Below are 18084 nucleotides of genomic sequence, written 5' to 3' on the forward strand. Positions count from 1 at the left end.
CCTAAGCAACAATCTTGTAGAAAGGACCAGAAACAAAAAAAGCCCCCTGCAAATAAGGAGCTTTCCTACTATTGAAGTTGCTGTTTCGTTTTTTCCAGATCATCAATCAACTTATTGGCTGCATCGATTTCAGCGTTGACCATCTTTTCATAGATCGTCAGGATCTGTTGACCATAGGTCGTACCTGGTACGGCCCATTTTCCATTCAGCTTGATCCAAGTCGGTGCCGAGCCACGGGCAACGAGATTGAATCGCGGATCCACGAGTACTTGTCCCTCAGGTAACTTTTCTTTTGTCGCATACGCATACAAATGCTGGATGTGAGCGAGCACGCCTTCTCTTGGTGTTGCAAAGCTTGCGCCTGGCGTATTTGCATCTGTCGTTCCGATTCCCGCATAGTTGTTCTGTTCAGGCTTCACCGTTCCAGTGAATCGGAAGTAATTGGTTTCATGAATCGCTTGAGCGAGAGCCGTATCGCCTCGAATTCCATATAAATTACCGATATTCAAATACAACTGGGCCAATGCAGGAGCTTGAGGGTTCACCCGCTTGACGAAATCGTTCATCGTTTCAGCCGTAAGCACACTTGATCCTGTAATGGTAAAACCGACAACAGGCTCTGGCTTAGGAGGCTCTGATGGTTCACCTTCCGTTACGATGAATGCATCACCGATTCCGATGGTTCTCAACCGAGCAACCAACTCTTCTGCATTCTCTTTCTGAGAAAAAGCGCCGGCTTGTACACGGTAAAACCTCGTCCCATTGATGACAATCGGGTAGATATACGCTTCAATCTTATTGGACTGGAGCGTTTTTGCTCGTTGTTCTGCATTCTCTTCTTCTTTAAAAGAACCAGCGATCACCTTATAAAGGGTTCCCGTACCTGGTTGAGGTTGAGGCTGCGGCTTTGGCTTCTGTGGTAAGTTCAGTGCCTTCGCAACTCCTGTAGCCGCTGCTTTCGCTACATCTCTTAAGAATTTGTCATTCAACATCAACTGCAAGTCACGTTCATTATCAATGAAAAGCACTTCAATTAATAATGCGTTCATTCTTGTATTTCGGAGCACATAGAAATTCGCTCTCTTTTGTCCACGGTTGAAAACCTTGTATTGATCCGTCGTGAAGACGATCTCTTTGTGGATGATGCCCTGGATCTCTTTCGTTGCACTCGGTATCGTTCCGTTGTAGATATAACTCTCAAAGCCCGTCCCACCTGCTGCATTGTGGTGGATCGAAAAGAAAAAGTCAGCGTTCTTTTCATTCGCAAAATCGGTACGTGCTTTCAGACTTACGGTTTGGTCTTTCGTTCGGGTCATCAACACATTGACGACATATGATTCGAGCAAAAACTCTCGGACCATCAATGCTACTTTCAGGTTAAAATCCTTTTCCTTATATTGTTTGTAGACAGCCCCGCTATCAGAGCCACCATGTCCTGGATCTAAAACGACTGTTACCATCTATTCACCACTTTCATAGAATTTTCCCTTTATACACTCTATGCAATTTTCGGTCGATTGCTTGTACAAATATAAAAGGTTGACTGAATTGTACAGCCAACCTTATCAATCGGGAAAACTATGAAATCGAGCATTTATCGGTCTGTTTTGTCTTCTTCTTCATCGTTTCCATCCAGGTACGGGTTGTTTTCCAATGGATCGATTGTATGTTTATAAGAATATCCCTTCGTTATTGCTGCCACGAAAAGAATGAGGACAACGATGATGATGAGTACGGAAGCTATTAATACTTTGAACATGATAGAATCCCATCCTTCCATCTATCAATTTAACATAGTTGCTAGAATAGGTGCGATGGAAAAATGACAGATTCAAGACACCTACTTGCCGTAGGTCGCAGTTACGCCCCAATACACATCCACCACAATATCATTCATGACGACATCCAGATCATGAAAGATCCTGTGGGCCATCTTCAGGTGTGTAGAATCATTCTCTTCCAGCGCTTTCTCAATACTATTCGCTGCTCTTTCCATATCCTTTTTTAACGGTCCTCGAGTTTCTGGAGCAATGATCTTTTCAATGTGCATCAGTTGAGTACGCAGCTCTTCTTCTTTGTTCGTAGGATCAAAGCTTTGCCATGCTCCCCAACCGAGGAGTTGATTCAAATACGTATGCATCTGACTGATCTCTTTGAGTACGGCCTCTTCATTGCTTTCATTGACAAATAGAGCATCATTGGAGACGACACGGACGTCCCCGCTGCTCTTTGCCTCTTTTAACGTCGTTGCTCCACCATCTGCTTTTTGAAACAGGTAAAAGCTTGTCCATCCTCCGATCCCGATCACGATGAGAGAAACCAATACGATTGTCAAAATCATCTTCGATGGCCGTTTTGATTTTTCCAGAACAACCCCTCCAATAATATGGCGTTGGATGTATATGGTAATAATTTTATTTTAACTGATATGTTTATGAATAACAAAAACAAGACGTTCTTTATATAAAACGAATTAATACGCAGATAAACTTCTAAATTCCATTAAAAACCCTTAATAACGAACATAAATCGCTTAATTTCGTAAAAAAGAACAAATAAACCATTTTACTATTATGTTTGTTCGTTATATAATACATTTAATCAGTTGTTCTTAATCAAGAACTTTTTGAATATGCTATTTAAAGGAACGGGGGCGTGTCCAAATGAAAAAAGCATTTCAAATATTACTCATATTGTTATTAATCGTTTTTAGTTTAGCTATTTATGTGAACGTGCCCGCACTAAAATGGCTTGGTGATAATTATCTCGATATTACAAGTAATAATGAAACTGTCTTTGCTACAGACCTTGTTTCTAAAAGCTCTGTTTCTCAAAACCTGACTCCACAACACAGTAGAATACAAGATCCAATTTATTATGATGAAGCTAATAAGGATTGGGAACTTGTTTGGCATGATGAGTTTGACCAAGCTCAACTACACCGAGGTAAATGGGTGAAAGAAGATTGGGTTGCAGAAAAAAATAATGAGTTACAATATTATTCACCCGAAAATGTGCAACTGAAGAATGGCTTTTTACAGCTCGTGAGCAGAGAAGAGAATGAAAAGGGTCGCCATTTTACTTCTGGTGCAATTCATACAAGAGATAGATTCAGTTTTCTATATGGGAAAGTTGAAATGAGAGCTAAGCTTCCTTATGGAAAAGGGATATTCCCAGCTTTTTGGATGTTACCTAATCGGCATGACGTCTGGCTCCCAGAAATAGACATTATGGAGATGCTGGGAGATAAACCAGATGAAACTTGGATGGTTCTCCATTGGACTGATAAAGAAGGAAAATTGGCTACCGAATACAAATCACACCTTGGCCCAGATTATTCAAAGGGTTTCCACACCTTTGGAATTGAGTGGACACCTAGTAAAATCGTATGGTTCATTGATGGCGTAGAACGGTTTCAAACCGACAAATATGTTCCACAGGAAGAAATGTATCTGTATGTCAATACTGCTGTTGGAGGTGATTGGCCTGGTAGTCCTGATGATACGACAGTCTTCCCTCAATATTTTGAAGTTGACTATATTCGAGTTTATCAACAGACGGGAGAGGGTTTATAATGTTAGAAATTACAATGATAATGTTCATATTTTACCTCTTCTTCCAAATGCTATATATTTTTTATCCATTATTAACTGCAAGAAACAATTTGATTTCAAATTTAGAAAAGGAAAAAGGCATTTCAATTTTAGTTCCAGCATTTAATGAAGAAAAAGTGATACGGCAATGCCTGAAAGGTATATTACATCTGAACTATACGAATTTTGAAGCCATATTTATTAATGATGGATCCACTGATAGGACTTTAGAAGTTTTGTCCCAACAATTACATCTAGTGCCCACGTCTAAAAAGCTTCCCGCAGTCAGAATTTCTCATCAAGAAATTAATGAAGTTTACCAATCCAAACAATTTCCCAACATCTACTGTATTGATAAAAAGAATGGTGGAAAAGCAGATGCACTAAATGCAGGAATTGAGTACAGTGCAAAAAAAATCATTATTACGCTGGATGCTGATAGCGTTCTTGACACTGATTCAATGCAAGCCATTAATTATGCGTTTGAAGATGATAAAGTAATTGCAGCAGGTGGTATGGTACAAATTGGGCAAGGTTACAAAGGAATTGATACAGAGCCCGAGCCTACTTTTAAACAAAAGGGTGTCATTCGTTTCCAAATCCTTCAATACTTTACATCGTTTTACCTTCATAAGCTTACACAAGCTAGATTGAAATCGATCGTTGTAATTGCTGGAGCATTTGGTGCTTTCCGAAGAGGTGCTCTATATGACATAGGTGGATTTCGTCAAACTGTTGGGGAAGACATGGATATCACCCTAAGACTCCATCAATTAATCAAAACCAATATAGAGTACGTTCAACATACGCTTCTATTTATACCACAAGCTATTTGTTACACAGAATGCCCCGAAACCATTAAGGATTTATACAATCAAAGAATTAGATGGCAAAAAGCATTTGTAGACTGTGTATTTTACTTCAAAAAATCCTTCTTCAGAAAACTTGGCATACGATTATCCATATTTTTTCTTATTGATTCTCTATTACTCGGTACGCTGAATTCTTTTGCACTACTACTAATCCCCATAATGATTTTTCTCAATCCAGATCACTACATGGTAGCTGTAGCTTTATTTACAATTACTGTGATGATGTCAAACTACCAGAATATCGCAACTATTATTGTCAGTAGAAGGTTCGGGGTAAAATATTCAGGTATGAATTATCTCAGAATATTTCTGTTCATTCCTTTTGAAGTTCTTACTTATCGAATGTTAAGTGTTGTGTTTGTTGTCGCTGGCACGATTTTCTATTTTAAAAATAAAGAGGCTTGGTATGTGTCTAAACGTATTGGCTCGAATGTAGATTTTAACTAAAACATTTATGAGATAGATACGCTACTTAAGGAGAGATGATTCATGAAAAAGATTATCGTGAATATGGCTTTCATTCTTTCATTCATCTGCTTTGTATGTCTCATTAGCCTTCTTTTTTACGATGATTTTGTCCAAGCTTTTTCGGATGACAACTTATTCCCGAAGAATAAAAGCTTAGGCTTGTCAGAGTGCCAAGAATGGACAGAAGAAGTCCGACAATTTGATGTGCAAAAGGGTAATGAAGCAATTGAGGTACCTGTATTGATGTATCATAGAATCATTGAGGAAAAAAAGATAGTATCGGAACATCTTACTGACGATCTACATCTAAAGAAAACAATCATACCGAAATCAAATTTCCTTGAACAGATGCAGTTTTTACATGAAGAAAATTATACAACCTTGACCGCAAAAGAATTTCTAATGTTTATGGAGGGACGGTTAAAGGTCCCTAAGAAAAGCGTGCTCTTAACCTTTGATGATGGATATAAAGATAATTACACAGAAGTTTATCCCATTTTAAAGAAGTATGACTTTAAGGCGTTAAACTTCATAATAACTGGAGCAATAACTACACATAGGAAAACGTATAAGAGTGAAAAGCATCAATATTTCAGTTTGGATGAACTAAATAAGAGTTGTGATGTTTTCGATTTCCAAAGTCATACCTATAACTTCCATAAACGCACAACAGAAGGAACACCCTATTTAATCCATAAAAATAGGAAAGAAATTTCAAATGATCTTGCCTACAGTTTGAAAAATTTAGAGGGGCGTAACCACGCTTTCGCTTATCCATTTGGAGCATATGACAAAAAAACAATTAAAGCTCTAAAGAAGTTAGGGTTTAAGATGGCATTTACTACAAATTATAAGAATGCTAAACCTGGGATGGCTATGTATGAAATCCCCAGAAAAGAAGTGTTTCCTGAAGATAGTCTGATTGATTTTAAAAATAAGATAAACGATTAAGAGGCTGATTCTGTTCGGCCTCTTTTTTAATTGTGTGAAAAATGACAGACCCTCCTCCCCTCTGTAGTCTAATCGTAATCTCAATGTAACTGCACTATTATTGTCATGTCATATTGAGCTAGTAGAATGTGCAATTGGGACGTCATAAACAGGCGTTCATACTTCAAAGGAGGGAACCTTCTATATGTTTAAGAAACTTGCACTTACTGTAGCGCTAGCAGGAACTGCTGTCCTTGCACCTACAGCTACTCAAGCGGCTGAACTGGACAAGCCCCTTAAAAAGAACATGTGGCATGAAGATGTCCACACCATTCAACAGGACCTGAAAGAACTAGGATTCTTCGATTACCATAAAACTACCGGATATTTCGGTGACATCACTCATAAAGGCGTCAAAGCCTTCCAAAAAGACTACAACATGACACCGACAGGTACGGTAGACCAAAAAACAGCAGATGTTCTAGAAGAAGCAACAGCATTGATCCAACGTGGTGATGAAGGTAAAGCAGTCGAGCACTTGCAAAAGCACTTGGCTGAATTGAAGCTCTATAACTACCATGTAGATGGAATCTATGGCCCGTTGACTCAACAAGCTGTTGAGAAATTCCAGCAGAATAATAGTTTAGTAGTGGATGGAATTGTAGGTCCTGAAACGAAAGCCGCTTTATTCGACTTAAAAGAAACAGCAAAAGCTGAACCAGCTAAAGAAGAAACAACACAAGAATCTTCTGAACCAGAAGAAGCAGAAACAGCAAAAGCAGATGAAGAAAAAGCAACAATGACGATGGAAGCGACAGCTTATACAGCAAATTGTGATGGTTGCTCAGGTGTAACCGCTACAGGTATCGACTTGAATGCAAACCCTGATCAAAAAGTGATTGCAGTCGACCCGAATGTCATCCCTCTAGGAACTGAGGTATATGTTGAAGGTTATGGTCGCGCAATTGCTGGCGATACAGGTGGTGCAATCAAAGGAAACCGCATCGATCTTTACATGCAATCTAAAGATGCTGCAGTAAACTTTGGTCGCCAAAATGTTGAGGTAACAATTTTAAATTAATAGTTTAAGGTGAAAGAAAGGCTGCTCCGATCGTGGAGCAGCCTTTTTATGTGGAGTTGGCTTAGGTAGTTCTTACTATTTTCAAAAACGATGCTGCGTTTTTACAAAACCATGCCCTATTTTTCTAAAATGAAGCTCCGTTTTTCTAAAACGGAGCACCCTTTTTCCAAAACAAACCCGAATTTTTACAAAACCCACCACTCCGGCTCATTTCCCCATCGTATTCAAGTACTGCCAGAGATAGAAAGTGATGTAACTTTCCCATGGGTTCCAATCTTCTTTTTCCGCTAACAGACGGATTTCCTCCGTTTTCGGTTGTTTTTCTGTCCCATAAAGCATTTTCACCGCATTTCTCAGACCGATATCTGCAGCTGGCAAAACATCCGCCCGGTTAAGCCCGAACAACATCAAGCATTCGATCGTCCAAACGCCGATTCCCCTTAATGGAAGCAAACGGTCAATGATTTCTTGATTGGACATCGCCCACAAAGCATCCAGATCAATCTCTCCATTCGCAACAAGTCTCGCGAAATCAATGATATATTCCGATTTTCGCTGACTGAAAGATAACGCACGCAGGTCTTCGTAATCGAGCATAGCCACTTTTTCGGCAGTAGGAAACAGATAAAGGTCATCCCCTTCGTATTCCTTCACCTCTCCCGCCAATCTGACAAGCCTTTCTTTTAACGTAGCGGCGAACTTTAAATTCACTTGCTGACCGATGATCGTATCCACTGTCGTTTCAAACAGGTCCGGATTCGTAATCACCCGCATGCCATGGAACTGCTTAATCAGCCCATTCAGTCTATCATTCGTCTTCAAATGCTCATAAAACGCATTCAGAGAATTTCCTACACCAAACATGCGATGGAGATGGTGATGAAGAGCCTCCATCTGCGTTTCCGAAACATTTCTGTTCAATTGAATGGAAATTCCGTCTTCTTCATTTTGAATGGATGCATCCAAAAGAAATGCTTCATCACCAAGGTGGATCCATTTAATGAAACGGTTTTCTTCCCGTTTCACGACCATCGTTTTCAATGTATCGGTCGTCCGATGATGGCGTTGGAACGTGTGATCGAACGAAAATGGTCCTGGAATGTATAGAAGATTGCGCGTTTTTTCCATATTGACCCCTCTTTCTTTGTTTACATTTATTACAAAATGAGCATAGATGTTAAAACTCATTTACAGACGTCCAAAAACAGATGACAATTTCGAATAAATTAGGTGACAAACGATTGATTCATAATCTGACGGGGTATGTTAAATCACAGCATACTTCGTTTTTAATGATTGCACAAATTTTTTCAGACAACTTGGAGGCTAAGATTATGAATAAACAAAAGCGTGAGTATTACTTTGACAATGCAAAATTCATATTGATTTTTCTTGTGGTGTTCGGACACTTCATCAGTCCGCATAAGTCAAACAGCGATGTGTTATATACAGTATACAACTTCATCTACACGTTCCATATGCCTGCTTTCATATTGATCGCCGGCTTCTTCTCGAAAAGCATTTTGAAGGAAGGCTATCTGAAGAAGATTTTCAAGAAAATCCTGATTCCGTATTTCATTTTCCAAATGATCTACTTCGCCTTTTATACGGTGAAAAATGGTAGTGAAACATTCACATTGTTCGATCCGTACTGGACATTGTGGTTCTTACTCAGTATGGTGCTTTGGAATGTATTGCTCTTCGTGTTCGCACGCATGAAGTATCCATTGGTCATTGCACTCGCGATCGGACTTGTCGCAGGTTATATTCAAGATATCGGAACGTTTCTCAGCCTATCTAGAACATTCGTGTTCTTCCCGGTATTCTTATTGGGCTATTACTTGAAAAAGGAACACTTCTACGCGCTGCTTCGTACAGATGTGCGAATCGCGTCAGGTGCCATTTTCGCAAGTATGCTGATCAGCTATTACTTCTTCTTTCCAGATGCGGCAAAAGAGTGGCTCCTCGCTTCGTCCTCTTATGAGGAGTTGGGCGTAGGCGCAGAACAAGCGATTCTCATCAGACTGCTCATGTATGGATTGATGTTCATCGCGACATTCAGCTTCATGGCACTTGTACCAAGACGTCAACTATTCTTTACCCATATGGGCGGAAGAACACTTTATGTATATCTTTTACATGGATTCGTCGTCAAGCTGTTCTCGATCACTCCGTTCTATGATGCGATTCAGGACACAGGAAGCTATGTGTTATTCCTCGCTCTTGCAGCGGCGGTCACATTGCTCTTAGCTTCCAAACCGATTATCACGGTTGCACAACCACTGATTGAACTGAGAACGAATCTGCTGCAGAAATATATGAACCGTACTAGAAACACAGCAGATGCATCTTAAGATACGACGGAAGCCATCTTTTTCCTGGGAAATAATACGTTTTTCGACATGATAAAAGAGATGATCCCTCTTGGGACCATCTCTTTTTTTCGTCAAAATTATTGGTTGGAAGTCTGTGTCAAACCGTTCGTACCAGCGCTCAAGTCAACATAGTAGGAGCCGCTGCCGCTGTAAGAAGAAACCTTCAGTGTGTAAGTTCCTGTCTGTGTCGGTGTGAACGTAAGTGTTTCTTGACGCTTCGTTCCTTCCGCCTTCGCTACTTGTACACCGGATGGGTCGTACAAGTAAACGTCGAAGTCAGGAGATCCGCCGAACCACCAGCTTGCTGTCCAGTTCGGGATGATCATCGTAACGGCTGTCGGATAGTTCGTGTTGTTCACTGTGAACTGGTACGTGTCTTCACTACCCGTACCACCTAGAGAGTCTTGCTCCGCGAAGTGATTCGGAGTCGCGATGTTCGTGCCGCTCAAGCCTCCAGCATCCTTGATCGCTTCATATCCGTCCAGGCGTCCATGACCATAGTCGATGTCCTTACCTGCTGGACCCCAATCTTCAGCCGTGTTGGATAGGATGTTTTTCACATCAGTCGGCGTCAATCCTGGGTTTGCATCGAGCATCAATGCAATCGTACCAGCCGTGAACGGTGTAGCCATACTCGTTCCACTATACGTTACATAGCCACTTGAAGTGTTCGTTTGAGCAGCTGTAATGTTGTAGCCAGGTGCAAAGATATCCGGCTTGATACGGCCATCCGCTGTTGTACCACGACTTGAGAAGTCTGCAAGGAAGAAACCGCCTTCTCCAAGGTCAGCACCTGCCCCGACTGTAATCGCCTTTTCTGCTGCTCCAGGAGATCCGATCGTCTTCTTGCCTGGTCCATCGTTTCCAGCTGCAACTGTGACGACGAGTCCTGCGTCAACTGCATTGTTGACCGCTACAGAGGTAGAGTCTGTCCCATCTGAGCTTCCAGAAGTCCCAAGGCTCAAGCTCAACACTTCAATTCCATATACATCTTTGTTCGCTACTGCCCAATCGATCCCGGCTGTAACGGTACTCATGCTTCCGCTTCCCTGTGCATTCAATACTTTTATCCCGACAAGAGCCGCTCCAGGTGCAACACCTTTATGAGTCGGATTCCCATCTCCATCACCTGCTACCGTACTGGCAACGTGTGTACCATGTCCGTTGTCATCATAAGGAGTTGTCCGATTATTGACCAGGTCCTTCCAACCGATGACTTTTCCTTCATCCAAGTCAACGTGGTTTCCGTCGATTCCGGTATCAATGACCGCTACGACTTGGTCATCTTTTGAATACGTGTTTTCGTTTCCATCGCTGTTTCCTGTAAGACCGAAGTCACCACGTGCTTTTTCTGTTCCAAACCATTTGTTTGCTGTACCGTTCAAGGTTTGGATTTGAGCATCATGCTCGATGGATTTGACGAAAGGCAGTTTCTCAAGCTTTTCAATTTGTTTCTTGGTCAGAGTGACAGCTACCCCGTTCAAAGCGTTTGAAAAGACATGCTTTGTCTTGAATTTACCGAGGCGTTTCATCACCGCTTTGTGGGCCTTCTCACTCGCCATCGATTTATCGAACTGGACGATCACGTCGATCGTCTCAGATTCTGATTTCTGCTTCAGCATGGATTCAAGGTTGTCGAACACCTTGTTGTTGTTCATGTTCACCATTGCTGCAGGCAATTCCGGGTTTTTTGACACTTTCTTTTCAAAATCGGCACCACTCGCTCCACCCATTGCAGATAGGAGCATACTCGTCGCTAACACTGCGGAAGCGACAACATGTTTCTTCTTCATTCTTTTTCCTCCCTCAATTTTCTTTACTTTTCGAATGTTTAAAATATTCTGTAGTCATATCGTAATACAAATGACCTATGATGAAATGAGCAGATAGATGGAAGTAACTGTTTTTCATATCTGTGTGAAACGTCACGATTATTTGAATTTAAAAGTATTTAAAAGTCGGCTCGTCTACCATCTTTTCGACAAAATGGAAGAATTGTCGGATGATTCAGACCGTATCTTTTTAAATGAAAAGCATTTCTTGGTTATAATGTAATTAGTAGATGAAGGGGAGGTCGTTAAGGTATGGCAAGTTATTTTGGTTCGATCGTCCAGCATTCATTGGACGCATTACTTGAGGACGAGTCATTTTTACCAGATCTAAAGGAGCAAGACCGTGAACAGGCATTTACATCTCTGACAGCGATTCTATCAACGCCAAATCACATACATAAGTCGTTTTTACGAATCGCTCTAGAGAACGGAAAAGTCGTCAGAATCCCGGCATTCCGCGTACAACACAACAACACGCTTGGTCCTTATAAGGGCGGTATTCGTTTTCATGAATCGGTCAATGAAGAAGAGGTCATGAATCTCGCATCTCTCATGACATTGAAAAATGCACTGCATGAAGTGCCGTTCGGGGGCGGTAAAGGCGGAGTAGTCCTCAATCCACGAGATTATGAGGTGAAAGAACTCCACCAGATTTGTAAAAAGTACGTCCACTACTTCAGTGATATCCTTGGTCCGGACAAGGACATTCCAGCTCCGGACATGGGGACTGGTGATCGTGAAATGGACTGGATGATGGCAGAATATAAGAGCATCCGTCCGGGAACGACGTATCGTGGAAGTTTTACCGGCAAGAGCATCATCAACGGAGGTTCACTAGGCCGAAGAGAAGCGACAGGAAAAGGCGTCTACTTCACCTATCGTTACATGATGCATGACTTTATGAATGAAAACCGGGAATGGCTCGATGCACAAGAGAATCCGTTCGCTAGAACAGCATTGAATCATGATCGGAAAGATTTGAAGATGGCGATTCAAGGCTTCGGTAATGTCGGGTCTGTCGCTGCATTGGAAGCCTATCGTTGCTCACACCTGAACAATAAAATCGTTGCGGTGAGTGATCGTAATGTTACGATATACAACGAAGAAGGCTTGGATATTCCAGCGCTTGTCGATTACACCGCGAACAATGAAGGTGATCTACCGACAACGGAAAAGGAACTCGCTGGACTTGAAATGAAGGCAGAGATCCTCGATCGTGAAAAAGTGCTCTACATGGACGTCGATGTATTGGTGTTGGCAGCCTTAGAAGGACAAATCCATAAGGATAATGTCGATCAGATAAAAGCGAAAATCATCGTTGAAGGTGCGAATGCTCCTGTAACGGGTGATGCCGATAAATATCTGGCGGACAATGGCGTCATCATTGTCCCGGATATTCTCGCCAACGCTGGTGGTGTAATCGTCTCCTATTTCGAATGGGTACAAGGACGTGAAACTCAATTTTACAGTGAAGAGCAAATCTTCGAAAAGCTGGTCGAAAAGATGGAAGAAACGATGGTGACGATCCTGCCGCAATTCTTCGGGGATCCGTTCCCACTCCGTCAAAACTGTTACATCCACGCGGTTATGAAGCTATCCACAGTTCTATACAGACAAGGGAAATTGTACTGATTTGATTTGAAGAAGACCTGAGAGAGGATGATGCCTCTGCTCAGGTCTTTTTTATGTGGAGATAGATCTAGGTTTGGGCATAATAATTTTGGTTTTGGGCACATAAATTTGGATTCTGGACAGATAATATTCGATTCTGGTCTATATTTTCACCGCTCAATTGGTCTTTTTACTCATTGGGAGTAGTACCCTGAATGTACTTCCTTCCCCAAGTTCACTTTCTAATGAAATTTCTCCACCATGTAGTTCCACGAGTTCTTTGGCAATGGCGAGTCCTAGCCCTGTGCCCCCCATTTCTCGAGAGCGACCTTTATCGACACGGTAAAATCGCTCAAAAACGCGCTCTTGATCTTCTAGAGGTATGCCAGGTCCAGAGTCTGCGATACTCATTTTTACGTGACCATCCGAGTGACGAAGTTGGATTTTGACAGTATCTCCCTCACTAGAATACCGTTGAGCATTGTCTAATAGAATGATGACGACCTGAGAAAGAAACCCTTCATCCCCTTTGACAAAAACGTGATTCTCATAATTTTCCACCAGCTCAATACCGGACTCCGAATTCCAAACATGTTGAATGGCTGCTTTACATATATCGACTAGATCGACCGTTTTGAATTGAGTTTCGATTTGCTCGGATTTCGCCAGTGTCATCAACTGATCTAGCAACCGCTTCATCCTATTATTCTCAGAATCTAGTGCAGCTATGGATGTCTCCAACACATCAGGTTGGTCCTTACCCCACCGTTTGATCAAGTTGATATACCCGTTGAATGAGGTGAGGGGTGTTCTCAGCTCATGCGATGCATTTGCTATGAAACTCTTCTCTCGTTCTAGCTGTTTTCCTAATCGGTGCAGGAGTATATTGATTGATTCCGCTAAATCGTTCAACTCCTTAGGTGTATCTGGAACAGCAATCGGTTCTTTCAAGTCCGCATATGATTTCACTTTTTTAACCGAATGAATGATTGAAAGGAGTGGTTGCAGCTTTCTTTTTGTCATCCGATAGATGATGAAGGGTGTTGTGAACACACTGATCAGGAATGTCACTAAGAAAATGTTAAAGAGCAAGATCAGAAATTCGTTTATATGATTCAGCTCGACTTCATATAGAATCGTGCCGTTCACTCCGTCCGAATTCCAAGTGAGGCGGTCTCTGTAAAACAAACCCCGGTCATCGTTCCACATATAGTGAGGGAATCCGAGGATTGAGATATCCTCCTCCACTTCCTCTTCAAACTCCTTACTCCAACCACGAGTTTTGGCCAATAAATCTCCTTCATCCGTGAGGACTTTGACGAAGTAGTTCGGGTAATCAGGGTAAAGGGTATCATCTATCGCTTGTTGGAAGGATTCTGGGTTGTTTCCGATTTGAGTCACGATCTTTTTTTCCACATTCGTGATTTCTTGCTTTGAATCTTCCATTAAAAAGTAACCGGCAAAAAGAAGGATGGTGACGGCAAGGATTAAAATCATCCCTACGACAGTAATGGCATGCCAAATCGTAAATTGGAATACGATCGAAGAGGTTTTATCCCCTTTCCTAAAAAGGTTCATCATTTGTGTCAGCCTTTATCCTTTCTTCCGAAGAACGGATCACATAGCCGATGCCTCGGACCGTATGGATGAGGGTCCTTTCATAATCGCGATCTAACTTGTTTCTTAAATATCGAATGTAAACGTCAACCACATTCGTTTCACCGATAAAGTCGTAACCCCAAGCAGCCGTGAGAATCTGTTCCCTGTTAAGCACTTCTCCTTCATGTCGAAGCAAATGGACAAGCAGGTCAAATTCTCTTTGCGTCAAATCGATGAGATTCCCTCCACGTTTAACCATTCTTTTTTTTAGATCTACAGTCAAATCCTCAATGGATAGGAGTTCCTCATCTTTATCTTGATTTCGATGGAAGGCGTTTCTCCTTAAAATGGCACGGATTCTTGCGAGCAGCTCCTCAATTTCGAACGGTTTCGTCAGGTAGTCGTCCGCTCCCGTATCCAAGCCTGCAATCTTATCACCGATGTCCTCCTTAGCAGTCAGTAAGATGATGGGCACTTGACTGGTCTTGCGGATTCTTCGGCATACTTCCAGTCCGCTAAGATGAGGGAGCATCCAGTCCAAAATGATCAGGTCGAATTTCTGTTTTTGGAAAACTTCCAAGGCATTTGCCCCATCGCCTGATACTTCTACCTCGTATCCTTCATGGTTCATCTCCAGCTGGATGAATTGTGCAACGTGGAAATCATCTTCTACAATCAGAATCTTTTCAGCAGCGCTCAAGACTCTCGCCTCCTATCACCATTCTCTACCTTCTAGTGTAACGTTTTATCCAGGTGGATGTTTGGAATTTACTCATGAGAAATGGATGAAATTTTTCTCATCAAAATCTCATTTTCTTATTCTTATTTTTTCATTTCAAATTGATAGACTTAGAAATATAACATCAACCATTCTTCAAGGAGGTATTTTGTAATGAAACGATTCAGTAAGAAAACGATGTGGATCAGCGGATTAGCTGTTCTCCTAATTGGAGGAGGAATCCTGTTCGGTACAAAAGGGATGGATGCACTCGCCAATTCCAACCAAAGCGAGTTAATGAAACAAGCGGATCTGACGGTGGAAGAAGCGGAAGAGGCAGCACTGAAAGAAGTTCCAGGTAAAGTGACAGGAAAAACGGAGATTGAAAAAGAAGACGGCAAGCTGGTCTATGAAGTAACAATCGAATCCGCAGAGGATCAAAGTGTAAAAGAAGTCGAACTGGATGCAAATTCTGGAGAAATTCTTGAAGTAGAAGCGGAAGACGATGACGATGATGATGACGAAGACGAAGATGAGTCTGAAGAGGACGATGAACAGAAATAAAGGATAGAGGAAAGAGCCTGATTGCAATCATCAGGTTCTTTTTTCAGTTTGAGCTATATTTTCTGAATCTGATCTATAATTTCTGAATCTGAGCTATAATTTTTGATTCTGGTCTATATTTTTCAATTTTTATTGGAAATACACTCATTTTTATGGGAAATACGAGCAAATTAGCTTTCACCCCATGAAAAAAGACCTGAAAGAAGGCTTCCACCCCTCACTTTCAGGTCTTTTTCTATCATTTTCGGTGCAGCATGAACGTCAGGATGACATAAGCTGCTAGTTTGGTAGTCATATTGCGGAAATCAACGGTCGGGTCGATTTCTACGATATCCATTCCTTGCACCATCGGTTCAGCAGCGAGCATTCGGATGCCTTCCAGGAGGTCATCACTCGTCATGCCCCCTGGGCCAATTGCTGGACATCCGGGCGCGAATGCCTGATCCAGCACATCCATATCGAGCGAGACATAAATGACATCGACATGCTCTTTCAGCTGAGCAACCGACTTCTGAATCAGCTCTTCAATCCCCTTTTTCCGAACATCCTTCATCGTGTAGACGGTCACACCGTGTTTTTTCCCGTATTCATGATAAGGGCGGCTGTTCGAGAAGTTTCGGATTCCAATCTGGATGAGCTGATCGCCTTGGATGATCCCTTCCTCAATCAACGCCCGGAAAGGTGTTCCATTACCGGTTCCACCGTCTTCTCGATTTCGCAAGTCATGATGGGCGTCGAACTGGATGATGCCTACCTTTTTCCTAGTCTCAGAAAAAGCCTTGATACTCGGGTAGCTGATCGAATGATCGCCCCCAAGCACAACCGGCACCAGGTCCGGCTGATCGTTCAAAACACCAGAGAATGTTTCATAGATTCGCTTGTGGCTTTCCGGAATGTCAGTCAAATGCATTTCCACATCACCGAAATCCGTGATCACCTCGTCTTGAAGATCGCATTCCTCTTCTATCGCATATGTGGAAAGCGCGGAGAACATCGACCGGATTACGCCAGGTGATTGGGACGCACCAGACAAACTGATTGACGGCTTTGATAATGGTGCACCTAACAATCCGATGCCCTTCACCTTCGTTTCTCCGTCCCACTTTTTCACGATTTCATGCGCTTTGACGACTTCTGAATCCTTGAATCCTGCTTCGCCTGCTGGTTTAAGATACGGTAACGTTGCCAACCCGCTCTCCCCTTTCAAAAAGGGTTTTTCCATTCTTGATGACAGTCCGGACATGGTTCACACCGTAATGATACGGAATGTACAAGTAGTTCGGCGCGTCCCATACGAGAAGATCTGCCTGGCGACCTTCGCTGATTTTTCCAGCCCGCTCTCCACATCCAATCGCATAGGCTGAATTGACCGTAACCGCGTTCCAGATTTCTTCCGGTGTCATCCGCAATTTAAGCGCCGCGAGGTTCATGATCAACTGCAAGTTTTCCGTCGGACAGCTGCCCGGATTGAAGTCGGTAGCCAGTGCAACGGCCGCATTGCCCTCAATCATCTCTCGCGCCTTCGCAAATTCGTTTTTATTCAGGTAAAACGTCGTTCCTGGTAAAAGCACAGCGATCGTGTTCGTTTCACCGAGCTGACGGATGCCTTCTTCAGATGCTCCGACCAGGTGATCGGCGGAGATCGCTCCGACCTCACACGCCATTTCCGTTCCTCCGAGTGGGTCGATTTCATCCGCATGAATCTTGACGTCGAAGCCCATCTCTTTCGCTTTTTTCAAATAGGCTCGAGATTCTTCAACCGTAAACACACCGGTCTCGCAGAAAATATCGACGAATTCCGCCAAGTCTTCTTCTTTAACGGTTTCCATCAGCTTCACCATCTCATCTAAAAATGCCTGGGATCGGCCTTTGTATTCGTTCGGTATCGCATGCGCACCAAGGTAAGTCGATACGATATCTGCGTTCTTCGTTTCACGTAAGCGTTTGATGACGCGCAGCTGCTTCAGCTCTGTATCGGCGTCCAACCCATATCCGCTCTTCGCTTCCATCGTCGTGATGCCATAGCTCAGCATGCGCTCGAGGTGGAAGGACGCTTTTTCATACAGCGCCTCTTCATCCGCTTCACGCGTCGCCTGGACCGTCGACAAGATTCCGCCGCCTTGTTTTAAAATTTCAAGATACGGAACGCCTTGTTGTTTCAAAGCGAGCTCATGTTCACGCGATCCGCCAAAAACGAGATGCGTGTGCGGATCGACGAGTCCCGGTGTGACGAGTTTCCCTTCACAGTCGATGACTTCATGAGCATCAATGGAATGCGCATCGTCTTTCGGTCCTACATAGACGACTTTTCCGTCCGCTACAGCGACCACAGCATCTTCTACCAAGCCGATTTCTTTCATCGCTTCGCCTTTTCGAATGCCTTCTGAACCGTCCATCGTCAGTAATTGTCCGATATTTTTCAGTAGTAGATCTGCTTTCAT

General features: G+C 42.6%; 16 protein-coding genes. 7 read left to right on the plus strand and 9 right to left on the minus strand.

The genetic code is table 11. The annotated features are described in order from the left end of the window. Window positions 1-68 precede the first annotated feature (68 nt). The 3 genes from ACXQIQ_RS08945 to ACXQIQ_RS08955 all read right to left on the minus strand — a co-directional run bounded on the left by ACXQIQ_RS08945 (window position 69) and on the right by ACXQIQ_RS08955 (window position 2335). Window positions 69-1460, minus strand: coding sequence for an N-acetylmuramoyl-L-alanine amidase (locus tag ACXQIQ_RS08945; protein WP_439299109.1), 1392 nt, complete (start codon window positions 1458-1460; stop codon window positions 69-71). 134 nt (window positions 1461-1594) lie between these two features. Further along, on the minus strand, window positions 1595-1759 hold the full coding sequence (ytzI, locus tag ACXQIQ_RS08950) for a YtzI protein (protein WP_439299108.1): 165 nt from the start codon (window positions 1757-1759) through the stop codon (window positions 1595-1597). A gap of 81 nt (window positions 1760-1840) precedes the next feature. Next, window positions 1841-2335, minus strand: a complete 495-nt coding sequence (locus tag ACXQIQ_RS08955) for a hypothetical protein (RefSeq protein ID WP_439299107.1) — start codon at window positions 2333-2335, stop codon at window positions 1841-1843. Window positions 2336-2663: 328 nt separating this feature from the next. Here ACXQIQ_RS08955 and ACXQIQ_RS08960 point away from each other — a divergent pair, with 328 nt between their 5' ends. From ACXQIQ_RS08960 to ACXQIQ_RS08975, 4 genes are all read left to right on the plus strand, one after another. Next, window positions 2664-3575, plus strand: coding sequence for a glycoside hydrolase family 16 protein (locus ACXQIQ_RS08960; protein ID WP_439299106.1), 912 nt, complete (start codon window positions 2664-2666; stop codon window positions 3573-3575). Next, window positions 3575-4912: a glycosyltransferase family 2 protein gene (locus ACXQIQ_RS08965; protein ID WP_439299105.1), complete on the plus strand. Its 1338-nt coding sequence runs from the start codon at window positions 3575-3577 to the stop codon at window positions 4910-4912. The genes ACXQIQ_RS08960 and ACXQIQ_RS08965 overlap by 1 nt, the downstream gene beginning before the upstream one ends. 42 nt (window positions 4913-4954) lie before the next feature. Further along, entirely contained in the window at window positions 4955-5884 is a 930-nt protein-coding gene (locus ACXQIQ_RS08970; protein ID WP_439299104.1) for a polysaccharide deacetylase family protein, read from the plus strand. 184 nt (window positions 5885-6068) lie between these two features. Beyond that, window positions 6069-6944, plus strand: a complete 876-nt coding sequence (locus ACXQIQ_RS08975) for a peptidoglycan-binding protein (RefSeq protein WP_439299103.1) — start codon at window positions 6069-6071, stop codon at window positions 6942-6944. Window positions 6945-7151: 207 nt separating this feature from the next. Here ACXQIQ_RS08975 and ACXQIQ_RS08980 read toward each other — a convergent pair whose 3' ends face one another. Next, entirely contained in the window at window positions 7152-8072 is a 921-nt protein-coding gene (locus ACXQIQ_RS08980) for a DNA-3-methyladenine glycosylase family protein (protein ID WP_439299102.1), read from the minus strand. A 206-nt stretch (window positions 8073-8278) separates the two neighbouring features. Here ACXQIQ_RS08980 and ACXQIQ_RS08985 point away from each other — a divergent pair, with 206 nt between their 5' ends. Further along, on the plus strand, window positions 8279-9298 hold the full coding sequence (locus ACXQIQ_RS08985) for an acyltransferase family protein (protein WP_439299101.1): 1020 nt from the start codon (window positions 8279-8281) through the stop codon (window positions 9296-9298). Window positions 9299-9396: 98 nt separating this feature from the next. Here the strand turns inward: ACXQIQ_RS08985 and ACXQIQ_RS08990 are convergent, their stop codons facing one another. Then, complete coding sequence (locus ACXQIQ_RS08990; protein WP_439299100.1) at window positions 9397-11112, minus strand: S8 family serine peptidase; 1716 nt, start codon at window positions 11110-11112, stop codon at window positions 9397-9399. A 291-nt stretch (window positions 11113-11403) separates the two neighbouring features. Here ACXQIQ_RS08990 and ACXQIQ_RS08995 point away from each other — a divergent pair, with 291 nt between their 5' ends. Beyond that, window positions 11404-12783 (plus strand): Glu/Leu/Phe/Val family dehydrogenase, encoded by a 1380-nt coding sequence (locus tag ACXQIQ_RS08995; RefSeq protein WP_439299099.1) that lies wholly within the window; start codon window positions 11404-11406, stop codon window positions 12781-12783. Between the two features lie 156 nt (window positions 12784-12939). Here the strand turns inward: ACXQIQ_RS08995 and ACXQIQ_RS09000 are convergent, their stop codons facing one another. Then, window positions 12940-14343 carry a sensor histidine kinase gene (locus ACXQIQ_RS09000; RefSeq protein WP_458026020.1) on the minus strand — a complete coding sequence of 468 codons (1404 nt, stop codon included), beginning with the start codon at window positions 14341-14343 and terminating at the stop codon, window positions 12940-12942. Further along, entirely contained in the window at window positions 14327-14992 is a 666-nt protein-coding gene (locus tag ACXQIQ_RS09005; protein WP_458026099.1) for a response regulator, read from the minus strand. Before ACXQIQ_RS09005 ends, ACXQIQ_RS09000 begins: the two co-directional genes overlap by 17 nt. Before the next feature lie 261 nt (window positions 14993-15253). Here ACXQIQ_RS09005 and ACXQIQ_RS09010 point away from each other — a divergent pair, with 261 nt between their 5' ends. Next, window positions 15254-15643, plus strand: coding sequence for a PepSY domain-containing protein (locus ACXQIQ_RS09010; protein WP_439299097.1), 390 nt, complete (start codon window positions 15254-15256; stop codon window positions 15641-15643). Between the two features lie 238 nt (window positions 15644-15881). Here the strand turns inward: ACXQIQ_RS09010 and hutG are convergent, their stop codons facing one another. Both hutG and hutI read right to left on the minus strand, forming a co-directional pair. Then, window positions 15882-16865 (minus strand): formimidoylglutamase, encoded by a 984-nt coding sequence (gene hutG / locus ACXQIQ_RS09015; protein WP_439299096.1) that lies wholly within the window; start codon window positions 16863-16865, stop codon window positions 15882-15884. After that, a complete protein-coding gene (gene hutI / locus ACXQIQ_RS09020; protein WP_439299095.1) occupies window positions 16810-18084 on the minus strand; it encodes an imidazolonepropionase in 1275 nt (424 codons plus the stop codon). Before hutI ends, hutG begins: the two co-directional genes overlap by 56 nt.

The sequence above is a fragment of the Pseudalkalibacillus sp. Hm43 genome, from assembly GCF_054170705.1.